The 19,884-nt window shown below is 63.1% G+C and carries 15 protein-coding genes and 1 pseudogene; 5 read left to right on the top strand and 11 right to left on the bottom strand.

Annotated features, from left to right (window positions below):
• Positions 1-49 precede the first annotated feature (49 nt).
• Positions 50-2,470 carry a GcvT family protein gene (locus tag D3227_RS05500; RefSeq protein WP_120013124.1) on the top strand — a complete coding sequence of 807 codons (2,421 nt, stop codon included), beginning with the start codon at positions 50-52 and terminating at the stop codon, positions 2,468-2,470.
• 45 nt (positions 2,471-2,515) lie between these two features.
• On the opposite strand, the gene D3227_RS05495 is transcribed toward D3227_RS05500, so the two are convergent.
• From D3227_RS05495 to D3227_RS05480, 4 genes are all read right to left on the bottom strand, one after another.
• Positions 2,516-3,421, bottom strand: coding sequence for an allantoinase PuuE (locus tag D3227_RS05495; protein ID WP_120013123.1), 906 nt, complete (start codon positions 3,419-3,421; stop codon positions 2,516-2,518).
• Positions 3,422-3,453: 32 nt separating this feature from the next.
• Positions 3,454-4,488 carry a pyridoxal phosphate-dependent aminotransferase gene (locus D3227_RS05490; RefSeq protein ID WP_120013336.1) on the bottom strand — a complete coding sequence of 345 codons (1,035 nt, stop codon included), beginning with the start codon at positions 4,486-4,488 and terminating at the stop codon, positions 3,454-3,456.
• Positions 4,489-4,756: 268 nt separating this feature from the next.
• Entirely contained in the window at positions 4,757-5,521 is a 765-nt protein-coding gene (locus tag D3227_RS05485) for a pirin family protein (RefSeq protein ID WP_120013122.1), read from the bottom strand.
• A 37-nt stretch (positions 5,522-5,558) separates the two neighbouring features.
• On the bottom strand, positions 5,559-6,152 hold the full coding sequence (locus D3227_RS05480) for an isochorismatase family protein (protein WP_120013121.1): 594 nt from the start codon (positions 6,150-6,152) through the stop codon (positions 5,559-5,561).
• Positions 6,153-6,263: 111 nt separating this feature from the next.
• Here D3227_RS05480 and D3227_RS05475 point away from each other — a divergent pair, with 111 nt between their 5' ends.
• A complete protein-coding gene (locus D3227_RS05475) occupies positions 6,264-7,169 on the top strand; it encodes a LysR family transcriptional regulator (protein WP_120013120.1) in 906 nt (301 codons plus the stop codon).
• A gap of 94 nt (positions 7,170-7,263) precedes the next feature.
• Entirely contained in the window at positions 7,264-8,757 is a 1,494-nt protein-coding gene (locus tag D3227_RS05470) for an aldehyde dehydrogenase family protein (RefSeq protein ID WP_120013119.1), read from the top strand.
• A 69-nt stretch (positions 8,758-8,826) separates the two neighbouring features.
• On the opposite strand, the gene D3227_RS05465 is transcribed toward D3227_RS05470, so the two are convergent.
• Entirely contained in the window at positions 8,827-9,060 is a 234-nt protein-coding gene (locus tag D3227_RS05465; protein ID WP_120013335.1) for a hypothetical protein, read from the bottom strand.
• 270 nt (positions 9,061-9,330) lie between these two features.
• Here D3227_RS05465 and D3227_RS05460 point away from each other — a divergent pair, with 270 nt between their 5' ends.
• Entirely contained in the window at positions 9,331-9,660 is a 330-nt protein-coding gene (locus D3227_RS05460; RefSeq protein WP_245451655.1) for a hypothetical protein, read from the top strand.
• Between the two features lie 62 nt (positions 9,661-9,722).
• Here D3227_RS05460 and D3227_RS05455 read toward each other — a convergent pair whose 3' ends face one another.
• Both D3227_RS05455 and D3227_RS05450 read right to left on the bottom strand, forming a co-directional pair.
• The gene (locus D3227_RS05455; RefSeq protein ID WP_245451654.1) at positions 9,723-11,114 is read right to left on the bottom strand and encodes a PAS domain S-box protein; all 1,392 of its coding nucleotides are present in this window, start codon (positions 11,112-11,114) and stop codon (positions 9,723-9,725) included.
• 247 nt (positions 11,115-11,361) lie between these two features.
• Positions 11,362-11,995: pseudogene (locus tag D3227_RS05450) on the bottom strand (beta-barrel domain-containing protein); the annotation flags it as partial.
• Here D3227_RS05450 and D3227_RS41480 point away from each other — a divergent pair.
• Positions 11,934-12,158, top strand: a complete 225-nt coding sequence (locus D3227_RS41480; protein ID WP_167480605.1) for a hypothetical protein — start codon at positions 11,934-11,936, stop codon at positions 12,156-12,158. The pseudogene D3227_RS05450 and the gene D3227_RS41480 overlap by 62 nt on opposite strands.
• Positions 12,159-12,311: 153 nt before the next feature.
• On the opposite strand, the gene D3227_RS05445 is transcribed toward D3227_RS41480, so the two are convergent.
• The 4 genes from D3227_RS05445 to D3227_RS05430 form a co-directional block, all read right to left on the bottom strand.
• The gene (locus D3227_RS05445; RefSeq protein WP_120013118.1) at positions 12,312-13,832 is read right to left on the bottom strand and encodes an HlyD family type I secretion periplasmic adaptor subunit; all 1,521 of its coding nucleotides are present in this window, start codon (positions 13,830-13,832) and stop codon (positions 12,312-12,314) included.
• Positions 13,833-13,835: 3 nt separating this feature from the next.
• Positions 13,836-15,551: a type I secretion system permease/ATPase gene (locus D3227_RS05440; protein WP_120013117.1), complete on the bottom strand. Its 1,716-nt coding sequence runs from the start codon at positions 15,549-15,551 to the stop codon at positions 13,836-13,838.
• A gap of 105 nt (positions 15,552-15,656) precedes the next feature.
• A complete protein-coding gene (locus D3227_RS05435; protein ID WP_120013116.1) occupies positions 15,657-18,698 on the bottom strand; it encodes a DUF5801 repeats-in-toxin domain-containing protein in 3,042 nt (1,013 codons plus the stop codon).
• Between the two features lie 422 nt (positions 18,699-19,120).
• Positions 19,121-19,768: a LuxR C-terminal-related transcriptional regulator gene (locus tag D3227_RS05430; protein ID WP_120013115.1), complete on the bottom strand. Its 648-nt coding sequence runs from the start codon at positions 19,766-19,768 to the stop codon at positions 19,121-19,123.
• Between the last annotated feature and the right edge of the window lie 116 nt (positions 19,769-19,884).

The following is a 19,884-nucleotide window of genomic DNA, read 5'->3' as shown; positions in this document are numbered from 1 at the left end:
GGCGCTGGTCAAAGCGCCGGAATAGAGAACAAAGGAAAGAATTCAGGACATGCGTATTCATGCACAAGCCGTCGTCATTGGCGGCGGCCTGATCGGCTGCTCGATCCTTTATCATCTCGCCAAATTCGGCTGGTCCGACGTCGTCCTGCTGGAGCGAGACGAACTGACGTCCGGCTCGACATGGCATGCGGCGGCCAACATTCACGGCCTGCATGATTCCACCAACATCAGCCGGCTGCAGCATTACACCATGGCCTTGTACAAGGAGCTGGAGACCGAGACCGGCCAGGGCTGCGGCATCTTCCAGCCGGGCTCGCTCTATCTCGCCCAGACCGAAGCGCGCGAGCATCAGCTGCGGCTCCAGGAAGCCAAGGCGCGGCGTTACAAGATGAATTTCTACGAAGTCGACCGGAACGAGGCCGAGCGGTTGCATCCGCTGGTCGATTTCGACGGCATACGCTGCATCATGTACGAGCCGGAAGGCGGCAATGTCGATCCGTCAGGCGTCACCGCGGCCTATGCAACTGGCGCGCGCCAGCGCGGGGCCGAGATCCATCGCTTCACGCCGGTGACCGCCACCGAGGCGCAGCCTGACGGCAGCTGGATCGTGCGCACGCCGAAGGGCGATATCCGCACGCAATGGGTGATCAACGCCGCCGGCCTGTGGGGCCGCGAGGTCGCCGCAATGGCCGGCCTGCAACTGCCGCTGATCCCCACCGAGCACCAGTATTTCGTCACCGAGACCATCCCGGAAATCGCGGCTATGGGCCGACGGTTGCCCTCGGTCGCCGACCGCGACGGCGAATATTATCTGCGCCAGGAAGGGCTCGGCCTGCTCATCGGCGCCTACGAGCGCAACATGAAGTTCTGGGCCGAGGAAGGAACGCCGCTCGACTTCGGTCACGAACTGTTTCCCGACGATCTCGACCGCATCGAAGACAACATGATGCGCGCCATTGCCCGTGTTCCCGCTGTCGGCACGGCAGGCGTCAAGCGCGTCATCAACGGCCCGATGATCTGGTCGCCTGACAGCGCCGTGCTGTTTGGTCCGGTGCCGGAGTTGCAGAACTACTTCTGCTGCAACGGCATCATTCCAGGCTTCTCGCAGTCGGGCGGCATGGGCAAGCTGGCGGCCGAGTGGATGATCGAGGGCGAGCCTTCGCTCGACATGTTCGCCTGGGACATGGCGCGCTTCGGCCACTGGGCCGGCAAGGCCTTCACCAAGGCCCGCGTGCAGGATCAGTACAGCCACCGCTTCAAGATCCATTTCCCCAACGAGGAACGCGCCGCCGGGCGGCCGGTCCGCACCCGCCCCGCCTATGATATGCAAAAGCAGATGGGCGCCGCCTTCGGCCTCAATTTTGGCTGGGAGCACCCACTCTGGTTCGCCGCCGAGGGCGAGCCGCGCGAGGAGACGATCGGCTTCACCCGCCAGAACTGGTGGGGACCTGTGGGCCGCGAGGCGCGCATGCTGCGCGAACATGCGGGCATCATCGACGTGTCGAACTTCGCCAAATATGAGGTCAAGGGAGCTGGCGCGGAAGCCTGGCTCAACGCGCTGTTTGCCAACCGCATGCCGACGGAAATCGGCCGCTCCTGTCTGACGCCGCTGATCGGCAAGCGCGGCGGCATCGCCGGCGACTTCACCGTGACGAAGCTCGCCGAAGACCAGTTCATGGTGTTCGGTTCGGGCATGGCCGAGCGCTTCCATCAAAGGTTCTTCAAGGCGGTTCCGTTGCCCGAAGGCACCACGTTCCGCTCGCGCACCGAGGAACTGGCCGGTTTCAACGTCGCCGGTCCCAAGTCACGCGAATTGCTGCAGCGACTGACCAATGCCGATCTGTCGACGGAGGCGTTTCCGTTCATGCGCTCGCGCCAGATCACGGTCGCTGGTGTCGATGTGGTGGCGCTGCGGGTTTCGTTCACCGGCGATCTTGGCTGGGAGCTGTATTGCCCGGCCGCCAGCCAGATCGAGCTCTACAGTGCCCTGCTCAAGGCCGGCAGCGAAGTCGGTGCCGGGCCGGTCGGCTCGCGCGCCCTGATGTCGCTGCGCGTCGAGAAAGGCTATGGCAGCTGGAGCCGCGAATACTCGCCAGAATACTGGCCGCAGGAGGTCAAGTTCGACCGGCTTGTCAAAATGGACAAGGGCGAGTTCCTCAACCGCGACGCCTATGCCGCCATCGCCGACAGGCCGGCGCGCGATGAACTCATCATGCTGTCGATCGACGCCAGGGATGCCGATGCGACGGGCGGCGAGCCGATCTTCCTGCCGGATGGCACGCCGATCGGCCAGGTGTCATCAGGCGCCTATGGCTACTTCGTCGAGCAGTCGCTGGCGCTCGGCTATGTCAAGGCAGGCTCGGCGAGGCCCGGCGACAAAGTATCGGTCGCGATACTCGGGCGGCCGCACGAGGCGATCCTGCTGTCGCATCCGCCGTTCGATCCCGAAGGCAAGCGACTGCGGGCGTAGCCGACGCTCCAAGGCCGTTCGGCGGTCTACACCGCCGTACGATCCTCAGCCGCCGAACCGATCCAGCCAATGCTGGGCAAGGTCCGAGCGGCGGCAGATCCAGATGTCGGGATTGGCCTTGATCTTGTCGAGGAAGCGGGCCAGCCCGACCATGCGGCCCGGCCGTGCCGCCAGCCGGCAGTGCAGCGAGACCGTCATCATGCGTGGCGTCGTCGGGCCTTCCGCCAGAAGCCAGTCGACCGCATCGCCGACATATTCGAAGAACTGGCTGCCGGTCTCCAGGCCCGAGCCGCGCGAGAAGCGGCTGTCATTGTTGTCGAAGCTATGCGGAACGACCAGATGCCGCCTGGAATCGACCTCGACGAAATAGGGCAGGTCGTCATTGTAGTCGTCGCAATCGAACAGGAAGCCGCCATGCTCCACCACCAGCCGGCGCGTGTTGAGGCTGGGCCGGCCGGTGTACCAGCCGAGCGGACGGATGCCGGTGATCCGCTGCACGGTGTCCACCGTCATCGCGATATGCTTGCGCTCCTCCGCCTCGCTCAGCGGCGCGTAGTCGATCCAGCGCCAGCCATGGCAGACGATGTCGCTGCCGAGTGCCGCGATCGCCTTGCCGGCATCCGGATTGAGATCCAGCGCCCGTCCGACCACGTAGAAGGTTGGAACGATGTCTTTGTCGCGGAACAGCGACAGCAGCCGCCAGACGCCGACGCGCGAGCCGTATTCGTAGAGCGATTCCATGTTGCGGTTGCGCAGGCCCGGCAGCGCCGGCGATACGGCAAGGTCCGACAGGATTGCTTCGGAAACGCCGTCGCCTTCGCCGATGCTGTATTCGGCGCCTTCCTCGTAATTGACGACGATGTTGAGCGCCAGTTTGGCGCCGCCGGGCCATTCGGCCGAAGGCGGCTTGTCGCCATAGCCCACGAAGTCACGGACGGGCAGATACGGCATGCTCAACTCTCCCCTCGAACGCGGTCGCCAAACTATCTATCGCGCATGCCGATCAGGATGCGCAGCGCCCGGTCCATCATCTCTTGCGGACCGACCGTCGCGCGCAGGCAGTCCGTGAGGCCGTAGCCGCCGAGGCTGCGCACGATGACATCGGCGCCGCGCAAGGCTTTCTCGGCGGCCTCAGCCGCGGCTGCATCGGAGAAGCGGATCAGCACGAAATTCGTCCGGCTTTCGGGAACATCGTATCCGGCAGCCCTCAGATCATGCGCGAACCGGTCGCGAATCCCGGCGGTACGGGCCACCGTTTCGCGCATATAGGCCTGGTCCTCGACGGCAGCGACCGACATTGCGAGGCTCGGCGTGGTGACCTGGTTCGAGTTCTGCATCTTGCGCACTTCGGCCGCCACCGCGGGCGGAAACAGCCCCCAGCCGACGCGCGCACCGGCCAGGCCATAGGCCTTGGAAAGCGTGCGCAGCACGACGGTGTCGCCGCGCGCGACAAGCGCAAAGACCGGCCGCGAATCCTGGTCGTCGAACTCGCCATAGGCCTGGTCGATCACCAGCAGCACGTCGCCCCGCAAGGCGGCGCGCATGCGCAGCAGTTCAGCGTTGCGGATGCGGGTGCCGGTCGGATTGCCGGGATTGCAGACGAAGACGATCCGCGTAGCTGGCGTCACGGCAGCGAGAATGCTGTCGACCGAAACGGCGAAATCCTGTTCCGCCGCTTTGACATAGACCGCATCGGCGCGCGCCGCAGCGGACGCCGCGAAATTATAGGCATACGAGGTGCCCAACACCTCGTCGCCCGGTCCCGCGAACGCCGCGATGGTGCAGCTGATCAGGTCCATCGAACCGGCACCGCACAGGATCAGCTCGCGCTCGACCCCATAGGCCTGCGCGATCGCCTCGCGCAGCACCGTCCAGTCCGGGTCGGGATAAAGCTGGCTGCGGGCAATCGCGTCCTGGCCGGCGGCGATTGCCCCAGGGCTGGGCGGAAAGGCGCTCTCGTTTTGGGCAAGGGTTGGCCGGTCGTAGCCGCCGAAATTCGCCAGCGCGAAGGCGGACATGGCCTCTATGTGAGCGGCAGCTTTCAGAGGCATGGTGGGTGCATGGCAATTTTGCTGGCGGTCATCTCGTGAACTACCCCTGCCGGATCGGCTCACGGGGCAGGCTACAATCCGCCGGCGCGTTCACAAGCAAAAACTAGCCGCGCAATGGCTCGGAAATTCTGGCCCTTGGGCGCCGCTCCTTGAGAACGCTCCGACGCTACAGAAATGTCCATGCGACGCGCAGGCTCGCGCGTCGCATCGAATGCAGACAGCCGGGCTTCGACGATCACCCGCTCATCGTGCCTGCGCGGGAGAACGGCGCCTGCCGGTCGACCAGAAACAGGACCAGGTCCGTCTCCTGTATCGCCGCCACGTCAAGCGCGGTTTCGTCGGCGCCGATCGTCAGCGCCGTATGCGTTTCGGCTTGTTGGTCTCCGACCGAGACCGCGCCGCGGAAGACATAGAGCCAGCGATCGAACCCGGGCATCGCCGGCAGGTCGATGCTTGCGCCCGCCGAGAGGTGGGTGTCGTAGAGGTAGATGGCCTGGCGCACGAAGACCGGCGCCGCCGAGCCCATCGGCCCCGCCAGAAACCGCCAGCGATCGATGCTCTCGGTTCTGTCGAGACTGACGACCTGGACTCCCGGTTCCATGTTCGCGGCTTCGGGCCGCACGAAGATCTGCAGCATTTCGATCGGATCGCCCCCGAGCACCGCTTGCTCGTGCGAGAAGCCTGCCCCGGCATTCATCACCATCAAACGATCGGGCGAGATGACCTCGCTGCGGCCGGCTGAATCCGTGTGCTGCATGCGGCCCGAGCGCAGATAGCTGATGATCTCATCGTTGCGATGCTCGTGCATCCTGACGACAAGGCCGGGCTGCAGCCGCGCATGATCGATAAGGCCGAGCCCACCGAAACCGGCGTCGTCGCTCCGTCCCAACCCGACACCGGTGTGGATCCGGCGGAGCTGGAATGGGCCGTGGTTCCTGACCAAATGGGTTTCAGGTGGGACAGATTTCACCGTGTCTTTGGTCATGGCTTCCAAGGTCATCGTCTTTACTCCAGGCTTCGTGCGAACTCGGCGCCGGTTACGACTGGATGGGCGGAAGAACCTCGGTGAACAGCAACTGGACGAGCTGTTGTCCCATGGGCGTGCCCCAGTTCTGGGCGAGCTCCGCGATCATGGTGTTGGTTGCGGTCAGAACGACACCGGCGTCCTGCATGCGGCGGCGCGACATGTCCTCGGAAAGCTCGAACGGCGATCCCGACGCGTCCATGACGGCCTGCACGTTGTAGCCTTCGCCAACCGCGTCGATCGCCGGGAAGACGAGGCAGACATCGGTGGTCACGCCGGCCATGATCAGGTTCTTCCGGCCTGTCGCCTCGACGGCCGCCTTGAAGTTGGCGTCGGTCCAGGCATTGACGATGCCTTCGCGCTTGATGCGCTTCTCGAAGGCCTCCGGCAGGATGTCCTTCAACTCCGGCAAAAGCGGCCCCTGCAGACGATCCTCCTGGCTTGAGGTCAGGACGGTCGGGATGCCGAGGATGCTGGCGGCCTTGGCCAGCGCGAGCGACATGCGCTTGGCCTGTTCGACGTCGATATTCTTGATGAGCTGCATCGTGCCGACCTGATGGTCGATCAGCAGAAGCGCGGAATTCTCGGCGGTGAATCTCGTGCTCATGGTTTGCCTCCCGACTCGTTGTGAGCGTCATTGCTCGCCATGGAAGGTAGAGATGGAACGAAGTCTCGAGGAGACTCGAAAATTGTCGTCGTTATGTTCCATAAGTGGAACATGAAGACATTTGGCGATTTCGACGGTCTCGCGCTGTTTGTCCGCATCGTGCAGGCTGGCGGTCTGGCCTCGGCCGAACGCGCGACCGGTATCCCGAAGGCCACGCTCTCGCGCCGGCTGTCGGCGCTGGAAGAGACGCTGAACGTCCGGCTGGCGCGCCGGACAAAGAAGGGCGTGGTGCTGACCGAGCAGGGCCAGCAACTCTTCGAGCGCGGCCAGGCCGCCTTCATGCTGGCCGAGCAGGCTGTTGCCGAGGTTCAGGATGAGCGCGTCGCGCTGTCGGGCACAGTGCGCCTGTCGCTTCCCCCAGACATGGCGACCGCGGTTCTTGCTCCGGCGCTGATCGGCTTCAAGACCAGTTATCCCGACGTCACGATAGAGATGACGCTGGCCGATCGCAGGGTCTCTCTGATCGAGGAAGGATACGATCTGGTCGTTCGCATGGGACCGGTTGCGGACTCCGAACTGATGTTCAGGAAAATCGCCGATCTGCCGCGCGCGCTGGTCGCGAGCCCGGGCTTCCTCGCCGAACATCCAGACCTGAGCACGCCACAGGATCTGGAGATGCTGCCGGCCCTTGCGATCCGCCGCGATCTGGTCGAATGGGATCTGAAAAATACTCACGGGACACGCGCAATCATACGCCCCCGGATCGGCTTTGCCGCAAACCGCCAGACCATTCTCGTCGACGCAGCGCGCGCCGGACTTGGCATCGCCAATCTGCCGAACTTCCTGATCGAGGACGCCATGGCAATCGGCGCGCTTGTTCCTGTCCTGCCTGATTGGCAGTCGTCACCCGTCGAGATGACCGCGTTGTGGCAGAAGGACAGGATCACGGGACGGCTGATCAAGGCCATCGTCGGAGCGTTCGATGACGCATTACGTGCCAATCCCGCCGAGGTTTAAAATCAGCTTTTCGGCGGCAAGCTTTATCATCGGTGCTACTCTGAATGACGGTCTTCATCTAGGCTGAGCCCATCCGAAAATCGGGATTTGCAAGATGACGGCATCTGCCAGAGATTTATCCTTGCGCACGCCCATCGACGGCCGGCATCGCCAGATGCTGATCGACGGCAAATGGTGTGATGCCGCAAGCGGTCGCACTTTCGAGACGCGCAATCCTGCCACCGGCGCGGTGATCGGCACCGTGCCGCAAGCCGATTCCAAGGATATCGACCTTGCGGTTGCCGCCGCCCGCCGCGCCTTCGACGGGCCGTGGAGCCGGTTCAAGCCCTATGAGCGCCAGCTTCTGCTTTTGAAGATCGCCGATCTCATGGAGCGCCACTGGGAGGAGATCGCGCTTTCCGACACCACCGACATGGGCATGCCCATCGCGCGCACGCTCGCCAATCGGAACCGCGTGCTCGGCATGCTGCGCTTCTATGCCGGCATGGCCACGTCCATCCACGGCCACACGATCGGCAATTCGCTGCCGGGCGACATCGTCTCCTATACGCGCAAGGAGCCGGTCGGCGTCGTCGGCGCCATCATTCCCTGGAACGCGCCGACCGCCGCCTCGATCTGGAAGATCGGCCCGGCTTTAGCCACCGGCTGCACAATCGTGCTCAAGCCCTCGGAAGAGGCGCCGCTGACACCGCTTTTGATCGCCGACCTGATGCTGGAAGCGGGCGTGCCGGACGGCGTCGTCAACGTCGTCACCGGCACCGGCACTGAAGCCGGCGCGCCTTTGGCCGCCCATATGGATGTCGACAAGGTGGTCTTCACCGGGTCCACCGCCACGGGCCAGAACATCCTGCGCGCCTCGGCCTCCAACATGAAGCGCGTTTCGCTCGAGCTTGGCGGCAAGTCGCCGGTGATCGTCTGCGCCGACGCCGATATCGATCGCGCCGTGCCGGTGGCGGCGATGTCGGTCTTCGCCAATTCCGGCCAGATCTGCATCGCCGGCTCTAGGCTTTTCGTCGAACGGCCGATCTACGAGGATTTCGTCGAGCGGGTCGCGGCCTTTGCGGCAAAGCTCAGGATCGGCGACGGCGCCGATCCCGCAACCGAGATCGGGCCGCTGATCTCGCCCCGGCAGCTCGAACGCGTCACCGGCTTCATCGAGGACGGCACGCGGCAAGGCGCCAGGCTGCTGACCGGCGGCACGCGCATCACCGAAGGCGCGCTTGGTTCGGGAAACTTCATCACGCCCGGCGTCTTCTCCGGCGTCACCGACGACATGCGCATCGCCAGGGAGGAGATTTTTGGCCCGGTCATCTCGGCGCTGCCTTTCGACACGCTGGACGAGGCGGTGCGGCGCGGCAACGATACGCCCTATGGGCTCGCCGCAGGCGTGTTCACGCGCGATGTCGGCAAGGCGCATCAGCTGGCTAACCGCCTGCGCGCCGGGTCGGTCTGGGTTAACACCTATCACGCGCTCGACCCGGCGGTGCCGTTCGGCGGCTACAAGATGAGCGGCTACGGCCGTGAAGGCGGGGCCGAGCACCTCGACGAATATCTGAACACCAAGGGCGTCTGGATCCGGACCGACTGATCTGCGTCGTTAAGTCCAGTACCGCCAGCTCGCGCCGGGCTCTTGTAAGCGACCTTGTAGATCCTGCGCCTAGTCAGCCGGTCCGTCGGTTACTACGGAATCGGGCAGAATCCCAAAATCCTGGGACTTGGACCCTTGCGCCGCCATCAAGAACCCATCTGCGTCAAGGCCCCGGCGCAGCAGTTCTCGAACTGCGGCCGAGCGGCTTGGCATGCGTTTTTCGAAGCGCCAGTTTTCCAGGGCAGCCAATTCCTCGGCCGTCAGCATGATCTGCAGCCGTTCGGGTCGTTCCAAGTCGGCCATTGACGCCTCCATCGCAGGAAACGAAACGAGACAAGTTAGTATTTGCCTCAATGACAGTAGAGTTAGCGCTTACCGCCATCGGCGTCAAGAGCGCTGGAACAGCGGCCGACGTACAAGCCCAACGACGAGCAACAGGCGTTTATTGCGCGATCGGCAAATTCTACTAACTAATTGATTTTAATAGTGAATTATGGATATTTATCTTGTGGGCAGACCGTTTGTGGTGCATGCTTGATACTCAAGGAAAACAGGTCGTGAAAGAGGTTCCCCATGCGCTACGGATATTCGGCTCAATTGCGGGAGGATCTCAATGGTCAGGTCGTGGCGGCGCTACACTCGCGCGGCATAATCAATGTCGCCGCCGTGGCCGAGGAGGTGCGGCGGCGCAATCTCTCCGAAAACATTGCGCTTGAAGACATCGAGTGCCTTGTCGTGCAAGTGTCCCAGCTTTATGGGGCGCCCATGGAATTCGACGGCCTGACCGCCATACTCCCGCAGTCGGACGTGTTGGATGAAGCCAGCGAGAGACTGCCTGGGGAGGGTGCTCCGGATATCGACAGGTCCGCTCTACCCGATCGTCGCCAGGCCCAGATGCGATAGGTGTTGCGGACAAGCATGCGGGACCGCCGGACGGCGGTTCAACTCGGGCAGCGCGAAGGTGCTTAGGCCGAGGCGGCAGCGAAGGACGGTTCCACCGAGGACAACGGCGCCTCGATCGACCAGACAACCCCCTGTTTGTCGAATTCCAGGCTGCTCGTGCCCCTGAGAGCCTGCGGCGCGACCCGCTTGAGGACAACCGTGCCGAAACCCTGGCGCGCCATGCCGTCCACGATCGGCCCGCCCAGCTCGCGCCACACCAGGCGGAACATGCCGGCGCTGTCAGTTCCATCGGTCACCTGCCATGCGATTTCGACCCGTCCCGCATGATGCGACAGGGCGCCATGCTTTGCCGAATTGGTGGCAAGTTCGTGAAAGGCAATGCCGAGATACTGCACCGCGTTCGGCGCGAGCACGATCAACGGCCCGCTCACCGAGACCCGGTCCTGCGCCGCGAACGGTCTGATCTGGGCTCCGACCAGTTCGGCGACCGTGGCGCCCCGCCACTCGGCGTTGACGAGAAGGTCGTGGGATTCCGAAAGCGCCATGATCCGCGCGCGCACCTGGTCGAGGAAAGCCTGCGGCGAGCTGGTCTTCTTGGTGGTTTCGCGGATCATCGAGATGATGACCGAATACTGGTTCTTCACCCGATGGTTGACTTCGCGCATGAGCAGCCGGATGCGCCGCTCGCTCTCCTTGGTGGAGCTGATGTCGCGCGCGATCTTCGAGGCGCCAATGATACGGCCGATGCCGTCGCGGATCGGCGAAACGGTGAGCGACACCGGAACGCGCGAGCCGTCCTTGCGTTGGCGGACCGTTTCGTAGGACGGCACACGCTCGCCGGCGCGTATGCGGCTGATGATCGAGACTTCCTCGTCAAGGTGGTCGGGTGGGATGAGCATCGTCACCGGCCGGCCGATCGCCTCGGCGGGCGTGTAGCCGAACAGGCGTTCCGCCGCATCGTTCCAGCTGGTGATGATGCCGTTGATGTCCTTCGAAATGATTGCGTCCATCGACGATTCGACGATTGCCGCAAGGCGCGTCCGGGCCTCGTCGGCCTGCGTCTGCATGCGCAGGTCGATGAGCGTGTTCATGGCGCCCACGACGTTGCCCCTTTTATCGCGCAGCAGAACCGGGTGCGCCCTGAACGGCATAAACTCGCCGTCAGGCCGTTCGGCGATCGCCTGGCCCCAGCGGACATCGCGCTCTTCACGCAGGGCGATCGCCATCGGGCATTCGTCATGCTCCATGATGCGGCCGTCTAGGTGACGAAGCTTCCAGGATCCGCACCATTGGTCCTTGCCGAGGACCGGGCGATGCCCCCAGAGTTCAGCCGCCGCCTCATTGAAGAACGTGATGTGGCCCTGCTTGTCGGTCGTATAGACAGCGACGGGCAACCCCTGCATCAGCTCGGCAGAGTTCCCCGGAAGCCCACCCGCCTGATGAATGAAATTCAAGTGCAATCTCACTGTTCGAACAATAGCCTGCCAGCCGTAGCGGACCACCAGCTAAAGCTAAAATGCGCGTCCCGCGTTTCGGTTCCGGATCAGGTGTTTTACTTTGGCGCTGCTGGGGAGCGGTGGAATGCGAAGGGCCTTGTTTCCGTGTCGTGGCGGCCCGATGGCGCCATGATCGGCCCATAGTCGGGCCGGTCTTTTGTCCAGTCAGATAAATCAGACAAAGAATTCGTGAGGCGGCCCACGGCTATTTTTCCCGCATCGCGCGGCGGAAGTTCTGCGTGATCGGCTCGGCAAGGTAGGAAAGCACGGTGCGGGCACCCCGTACGGATCATCGCCTCGCTCGACATGCCGGGCAGCAGCTTGCGGCCCTCCAGCTTGGCGAGTTCGCTCTTGTCGATCAACACGGTCGCGGCGAAATACGGTGCCCCGCTGCGCTCCTCCACCATGCGATCAGCCGAAACGATCTCCACCACGTCGTCGAGTGGCGGCAGGTTGTAGCGGGCAAAGGCCGGGAAGCTGATGGGCGCGGGCTGTCCGGGGGCGATCGTCTCGACATCCTCTGGTTTGACCATAGCCTCGACCACGAGTTGTTGTCCGAGAGGCACGATCGTCATCAATGTCTCACCGGGTTTCACGACACCGCCCGCCGTGCGGACCTTCAGGTCCATGACGATGCCCTCAACTGGTGCGACGACATCGGTACGGGCAAGCACGTCCTTGGCGGAACGCTCCTGCTGTCTGAGGTCGAACAACTCCGCCTCGACCTTGCTCAACTCCTCGACGGCCTCGTTCACTGTGTTGAGGTTCAAGATCTGCATGTCGATCTCTGCGATGGCGCTTCTGGCACGAGCGATTGCCCCGACGTTGGTGGCGCGCTGCACCGAGACCGAATCCGGTAGGCGGATGATCGACGCCATCCTGACCAACACGCTGCTGCCGGAACTGAGCCGCGGCGTGCTGAACCGCTCGCTCGAGGGCGAAAAGATGACGAAGGTCACTGTTGGCGCCTCCGCGGACGGGTTCACCTATTCGTTCGAATAGTCATCGTCCAGTTCCGGCGAAGCGGCGCTTCCGACGCGGCTGAGGCCGCGCTGGCCGCGGGGTCGCCAATGCCATAACAATCCAGCCGGATCGCTCGACGGCGCGGCTTTTGGGAGGATCGGATGGCGTCGGGACACGGGACAGTGGAAGACTCTAATGCTCCCTGAATCCGCGATTGAGCGAATCGCGGACTGGCGCCAGCATATAGTCTAGCAGCGTGTGCTCGCCAGTCAGGATCATGACTTCCGCAGGCATGCCAGGTGACAATCTGACATCATGGAGTTTTCCGAGATCGGCTGTATCGACTTTAACCTTGGCGAGGAAATAGGGCTCTCCGGTCCTCTCGTCCGTCAGCCGGTCTGCCGACACCGATGTCAGCAAGCCATGGATTTGCGGCAGGTGCCGCGTCGGAAAGGCCGACAGCACCACGCGAGCCGGCATGTCCGGATGCACCATGTCGATATCGCCTGGCTTGATACGCGAATCGATGACCAGGTTGGGCTCGTTCGGAACGATATCGAGAAGCGGCTGGCCGCTGGAAATCACGCCCGATTCGGTCCTGACACGCAGATTCATCACCGTTCCTGCGATCGGCGCGACGATGGCGGTCCTGGTCAGCACATCCTGGCGTGATGGCAACTGGCTGCGCAGTTCGGCCAGGTTGCCGCGCACCTTGGCAAGATCCTCGTTTGCGGTCTCGCTATCCTGCTGCCGCAGATTGAGAAGCTGCAGCTCGGTCTCGCCGATCTGCTGTTCGTTGCGCGCGACCTGCGACCGGTTCGACGCCTGGTTCGCTCGGATGTCGGCCTGGGCACGCTGCAGCGCCAGGATCCGCGGCAGGCGCTCCAATCCCTTTTTGTACATTTCCTGTGCCGAAGCGATCTCGCGGTCGATCAGCCCCAGCTGCTCCTCCTCGGCTGCGATAACTTCCCTGGATCCGCTGCTCTGCTCCTCTATCTGCTGGATACGTTTGTGGAGGATCTGCTCGCGCCCTTCACGGGTCGCAAGGCGGCTGCGCAGCAACGCTTGCTCCTCGGCGGCCATTTTCCGCGCGGCCTCGCTGCCAGTCGACGCCAGCTCCTTGGGAAAGGTGATCTGATCGTCCCCGGCCAGCTCCGCACTAAGGCGCGCTTCGACCGCCAGCAGGCGAATGTAGCGTTCATGCAGCTCATCGTAGCGCCCTTGCGCATCGGTCGTCCGCATGCTGATCAGTATCTGGCCGGCGCTGACCTTGTCGCCTTCCCGCACATGGATAGCCCCGATGATGCCGCCCTCCAGATGCTGGACGGTCTTGCGGTAGCCTTCCGGGCTGACGACGCCATTGGCGACGACGGCGCTTGCCAGAAGCGCCACACTCGACCAGACCGCGACGCCGCCGACAAAGATTATCGCCGAGAAATAGCCGAGCATCCGTGCCGGTCGCGTCCGGCGCTTCAGGTCGCGGCTGCTGTCGCGAAATGCGCGCGACCGCCGCCGGACGAGCCCTGCAAGGATGAGCAGAAGGATTGCCAGTGCCGCCAATCCGATGCGCGCCGGCATATCCAACCCTTCGAACCAGTTCGATGCCGTGGCTGCCAGATCGCCAGCAGCGACGACCAGCCTGTCCAGCACGTCGCGTAGGCTGGCCATCAGCATGTCCAGCATCTTCGACAGGTCGCCAAATTGGTCGCTCATGGTTCACTCCGCCGCCTTCAATTTTGCAGGCACATTAACGATGGTCTTGTCTTGCCCGGGCGTCGGCACGGCAGTCGGTTTGTGCTGGCCGCCCAGCGCGCCCAGCACCTCGTCGCGCGTGCCGAACGCCTTGACAGTGCCATCGAGCATGAAAGCAACATGGTCCGCCGTGCGCAAAAGGCTGATCTGGTGGCTGACGAGAATGACGGTCTGGCCTCGTCCCTTCAGGTGGCGAAGCACATTGAACAGCGCCATCTCGCCTTCGCTGTCGAGGCCGGTGTTCGGTTCGTCGAGTACGATGAGTGCGGGATTGCCGAACAGGGCCCGGGCGAGGGCGATGCGCTGACGTTGGCCGCGCGATATTCGTGCCCCGTGCGGCCCTACCTCGGTTTGATAACCGTTTGGCATCCGCAATATCATCTCGTGAATGCCGGCAAGCTGCGCCGCGGCGATGACAGCGGCACTGTCGACATCGCGCAGGCGCGCAATGTTCTCGGCGATCGTCCCGGGAAACAGGTCGACCTGCTGCGGCAAATAGCCGATGTGCATCCCCAACTGGTCCGACGGCCAGCTGGCGACCTCCGCACCGTCCAGCCTGACATGGCCGAGCGACGGGCGCAGGGTTCCCACCATGAGGCGGCAGAGAGTGGTCTTGCCGGAGCCCGAAGGTCCGATCACGCCACAGGTCTCGCCGGCCACGACGTTCAAGGATACTTTGTTCATCAGCGCCTGCTGTGTACCCGGCGCATAGTAGTACACGTCCTCGAGCTTCAGCCGCCCATGCGGGCGCGGCAAGGTCACGCCACCGCTCTGCCTGGGCCCGGTGTCGGTGAAGAGGCGCATGAGGTTGCGACGCGCAGTGCGGGCAGTAACCAGGCTGCGCCAGGCTCCGATCGAGCGTTCTATCGGCGCGAGCGCGCGGCTCAGCAGGATCGATGCCGCGATCATCGATCCTGCCGTCAGTTCGCCACGCAGGACAAAGTAGGCGCCAAGCCCCAGTACGGCCACCTGAAGGGCCAGGCGCAGCGAGCGCGACAAGCTGCCGATGCTGGTTGTGCGCGCGAGGAGCTGCGACTGGATGGTCATCAACGACTGCTGCTTTTCTTCCCAGCGCTGCAGCGCCGGCTCGGACATGCCGAGCGAGCGGAGCGTCTCGGCGCCATCGACATATTGACCAGCCGCGGCCTGGTTGCGGCGCAGCCCTAGCGTCGCCTCCTGGCTCTTGCGGCGAGTGAGAAAGTCGTTGGCCAGCGCGCCGCAGAACAAGAGGATCGCCCCGGCTATTCCGACCAGGCCCAATGCCGGGTGTAGAAGCCACATGAACGCCAGGAAGACGGGCGTCCACGGCGCATCGAGAAAAGTCAGCATGCCGTCAGCGGCAACGAAACCGCGCAGGTCCGCCACGTCCTTCAGGCCGGCCTCGAGGTTGCTGCCGGCCAGACGAGCCTCCATGGCTCGTTCGATCACCGGGACACTCAGCTGGTCGTCGAGCCATTGGCTGATATGTCCGAGGATCATGCGGCGGGCTTGCTCCAGCAGGCCGTAGACGGCGATCGCGCCGATCACCGCTAGGGTGAGCCACACCAGCGTGTCGATTGACCCGCTCGACAGCACCCTGTCGTAGATCTGCAGCATGTAGACGGTGCTGGCGAGCAACAGAAGGTTGGCAAGCAGGCTGAAGATAAGCAGGGCGGGCACTTGGCGCCGCGCCAGATGCATCACCTCCTGGAATTGCGGTCTTGGCTGCGTCACGGTTGCCCCCCCGTTGCGATGCTTTGGATTGGGCCCGGCGGGCGCCAATGCTGGCGCCCGGCCGGTATTGCGTCAGGCTATGACGACGCCGTCTACGTGGTTGTCGTCGAAGATGCCGGTCCCGTCGATGCCAATGGAGAAGCTGTCGCTCGCCGTGTCGCCGTCGGCATCGGTGATCTGCACGGTGAATTCGAGCTTCTCGTCGGGCGCTGGCTGCGTCTGGCTGAGGCCGAAGCCGCCGATATCGAAAGTGTTGTTGTCGTTGCCGGCAATGCCGTCAGCGTTGCTGATGTTTTCGATCAGCACGCGGTCGTGGGTTGCGCTCGTGGTCCACTCGACTTTGTCGCCGCTGCTCAGGCCGGTGATGATCAAATTGCCGTCGGCGTCGATCGAGGCCTCCGGAGTAAATTGCGTATTGCCTGTCTTGACCACGACGTTGGTGAGCGAGAACGACGTGATGGCGACGTGCGTATCGTTGGTGAGCCCGTCGACGAACCCCGCCCCCGGTTCCGCAGCGGTGCTGAAGGCCGAGATCTTGACGGTGACGGGTCCGACGCCCGGATTGGTCTGGTTGACGGTGAAGGACGCCTTGTTTGCATTGAACACGTTCTGGAAGGCGATGTTGGCTTCAACATCGGCCTCGTTTTGGTCCAGATTGGGCACGAGGAAGTTCGTGTTCGTGCCCGTGACGTAGGTGATGAACGCGCCCTCATCGGGGTTGATCTGGTTGCCGTTGACACCGAACGAGGTGGTGCTGCCGGCCTGGCTGATATTGAGCACATCCTTGGTCGTGATGTTTCCGCCATTGGATTGATTCAGCGGGTCTTCCCCGATCACCACGATCTGGGTGGAGTTTGGATCGCCGAACGTCATGAACAGGTTGCTGCCGGAGGGTGCCCCGGCGAAGCTGAAATTCAAATCCGCGGGTGGAGGATTCTGGAGGACATCGAAGGTGTAGTTGCCGCCCGACAGGGTCAGCTTGAAGAAATCGATGTCTCCGGCGGTGTGTGTGCCGCTGCCATCAACATCCTTGAAGTAGGTAGCGACAGTGTTGCTGTTGGTAAGGTCCCTGAGCAGCGTTACCTGCGAGGATGTGCCGTCCAGTATCGTCAGGGTCGCCGGCGAAGCCGTGATGCTATAGGTTGCCGGGTCATCTGCCCCGACCACCCCGCTGAGCGTCTTGGTCACGGTGCTGCCAGCAGCGAAGTCCACCAGCCCATCGCTGATAAGTCCAATGGCCGGCCCGTCGTCCTGGAACTGCACGGCGTCGCCGATGCCTGTCGAGTTGGTCGCGGTGTCGCCATCGCCGTCGGTGACCGTCACCACCGCCAGCAACGCGCCGTCGGTGATCGATACCGAATCATCTGGATTGGCGGTTCCAGGGTGCTTCAGTGAGGCGTACTGCGCCACGCTCACGACCCCGCTCGTGCTGTTGATCGCGACGGCGAACGCCGCCGCCCCCGCGGCTGAGCCTATGCGGCCCACCACCAGGTCGCCTTCCTTGAACAGCAGGATGCTGGTGCCGTTGGTCGTGTCGAGGCCGGAATCCACCCCCGCGACGGAGACCGCCAGCGAGAACGCAGTCGTGCCGCCATCTGTACCCGTAGAACTGCCGGTTGAGCTGACCACCGGGCTCGCGTCCTGTGCGTAGCCGGCTGGGCTCAGATCGGTGCTGACATTGCTGACGCCTGCGAACAGTACCGCCACTCCGGCTGCGGTCGTGTCGTCGGCATCGCCCTGGTTGCCCGCGGTCTCGTCATGCGCCACCGTCGGAGCACCCTGGACGATGCCCGCCGTAGGTCCGTCGTCCTCGATGACGATCTGCTGGCCGACGAACTCCGAAGCGCCGCTGGATGTCACGATGCCGAAGCCGCCGATATCGAAAGTGTTGTTGTCGTTGCCGGCAGCGCCATCCGCGTTGCTGATGTTTTCGATCAGCACGCGGTTGTGGGTTGCGCTCGTGGTCCACTCGACTTTGTCGCCGCTGCTCAGGCCGGTGATGATCAAATTGCCGTCGGCGTCGATCGAGGCCTCCGGAGTAAATTGCGTATTGCCTGTCTTAACCACGACGTTGGTGAGCGAGAACGACGTGATGGCGACGTGCGTATCGTTGGTGAGCCCGTCGACGAACCCCGCCCCCGGTTCCGCAGCGGTGCTGAAGGCCGAGATCTTGACGGTGACGGGTCCGACGCCCGGATTGGTCTGGTTGACGGTGAAGGACGCCCCCGTCGCATTGACGACGTTCTGGAAGGCGATGTTGGCTTCGACGTCGGCCTCGTTTTGGTCCAGATTGGGCACGAGGAAGTTCGTGTTCGTGCCCGAGACGTAGGTGATGAACGCGCCCTCATCGGGGTTGATCTGGTTGCCGTTGACGCCGAACGAGGTGGTGCTGCCGGCCTGGCTGATATTGAGCACATCCTTGGTCGTGATGTTTCCGCCATTGGATTGATTCAGCGGGTCTTTCCCGATCACCACGATCTGGGTGGAGTTTGGATCGCCGAACGTCATGAACAGGTTGCTGCCCGACGGCGCTCCGGCAAAGCCGAAGTTGAGCGTCTCGCTCGCCGCGAGCTTGAGGGTGTTGCCAAGATCGACCGCGTCATCCGGGTTGGTGCTGCCGTTATGGAAGATCGGAACATAGGTGACGATATGGAAAGTTACCTGGTCGCTGGTCGCGCCGGCGTTTATCACGTCCTGCTTGAAGATGACGAAGGCAACCGTATCGACGCCGCCGATCCCGTCGCTGTCATATTTGCCGATCACGGTGTCGTTTCCGTCGGCGAAGAGCAGGATGTCCTTGCCGTCGACAGTGTTGAGGCCGCTGTCGTCGCCATTCAGGGCGCCGCCGCTGCCGTCGGTGAACGTAGTGCCGGTGAGCTGGGAGCCGGCGGTGGCGTTGACAGTGACAGAGTTCGTCTTGGTCGCGACGCCGACGCTGGTCGGGAACGCAGAGTTCAGCCCGAGAGTCGCCTCAAGGTAGGTCCGGACCGACGCCGGCAGACTGGAGTACGCAACATCGGTGTCGGTAAAGGCGTCGTCGATATTGTCGCCGGTTTGTAGCCCGGTGGTCTGGTCGTTGACGGCTTGGCCGTTGAGAGTAAAGGTGATCGCCATAGCTTGTTCTCCCCAATCCTAATGAGTGGCCGCTGAAATGCCCCGCCGAAATGCACCCCCAACGCTAATGATCGATTCTTGAAGGGGCCCATTCAAAGGAAAGATCGCGCATTGAATTGCGGCCTTCGAATTTTGATTGTCGCCGATCTCGAGCGCCGGTCTATTCTCGCTTCGATAGTATTAGGGTGAATGCCGCTACCTGATCGAACGATATACATCCTTCGATAGATCAAGCCGGGATAGGCGCTCGGTCGACGCGCTGGAACGCATCGGACCAAGAGCGAATATCGGGTTTTGGAAAAATCGGACGCTTGAGCAAGGGCTTGGGCGGTAGTGCGGCTCAGCTTGGGCGGCCGCCGCTCTGGTTTTCCGGCCCGCTGCCGGCGCTTGCTGACGCCGGCGGCCTCGCCGCCCGGCCGAGGTTACGAGACCAGGCGGTTTTGACCAGCTCCTGAGTCAGAACCTTTGCCATGCGCCATCCAGGCCAGCTCCGCCCGGCTGCCGAGGTTAAGCTTGGCGTAGACGTGGTGCAGATGCATCTTCACGGTGCCTTCGGACACATTCAGCTGCTGGGCGATGGTCTTGTTGCGCAGTCCGCGCGAGACGAGGTCGGCGATTTCCGACTCACGCCCGGTCAGCCTGGACGCGGGCTGCTGCTGCGATCTCGACATCAGCAGCTGCTGGACGATCTTGTTGTCGATCCACTTCTTGCCTGCCGCCACCGCATTCACGCATTCGACAAGATAGCGATTGCTGATACCGTCCAGCAACAGGCCATCGACGTCGAGCGCCTGTATGTCCTTTATGTCGAATCGGCTGTTTGGCTGCAGGATGAAAATGATGCCGAGAGCATCGTGGCTGGCTCTCAGCCGCGACGAAAGAGTGGCCGTCTGCGGATCCGCGATATCCAGGCCGATGACGACCATATCAGGCCGGTGACGCTCCACTTGCGGCAGAGCGTCTATAGCGCGGTGGCACTCGGCGACGACACTGTGTCCGGCCTTCCGCAGAACCCACTCCAGACCAGCGAGATACACCCCCCGCGGGTCCGCGACAACCAAGGTCGACATGCGAACACCGTCCGTAAAAAACGCAACGAACTTGTCTAAATATGCCCGAAATCAGGAAACCAGAGGTTTGGAAGATTGTCAAGAAATCCCTAATATAGTTGAGGCTATACCTAAAC

This window comes from Mesorhizobium waimense (assembly GCF_003601975.1).
Lineage (GTDB): Bacteria > Pseudomonadota > Alphaproteobacteria > Rhizobiales > Rhizobiaceae > Mesorhizobium > Mesorhizobium waimense.
This window is presented reverse-complemented; position numbering and strand designations above follow the sequence as displayed.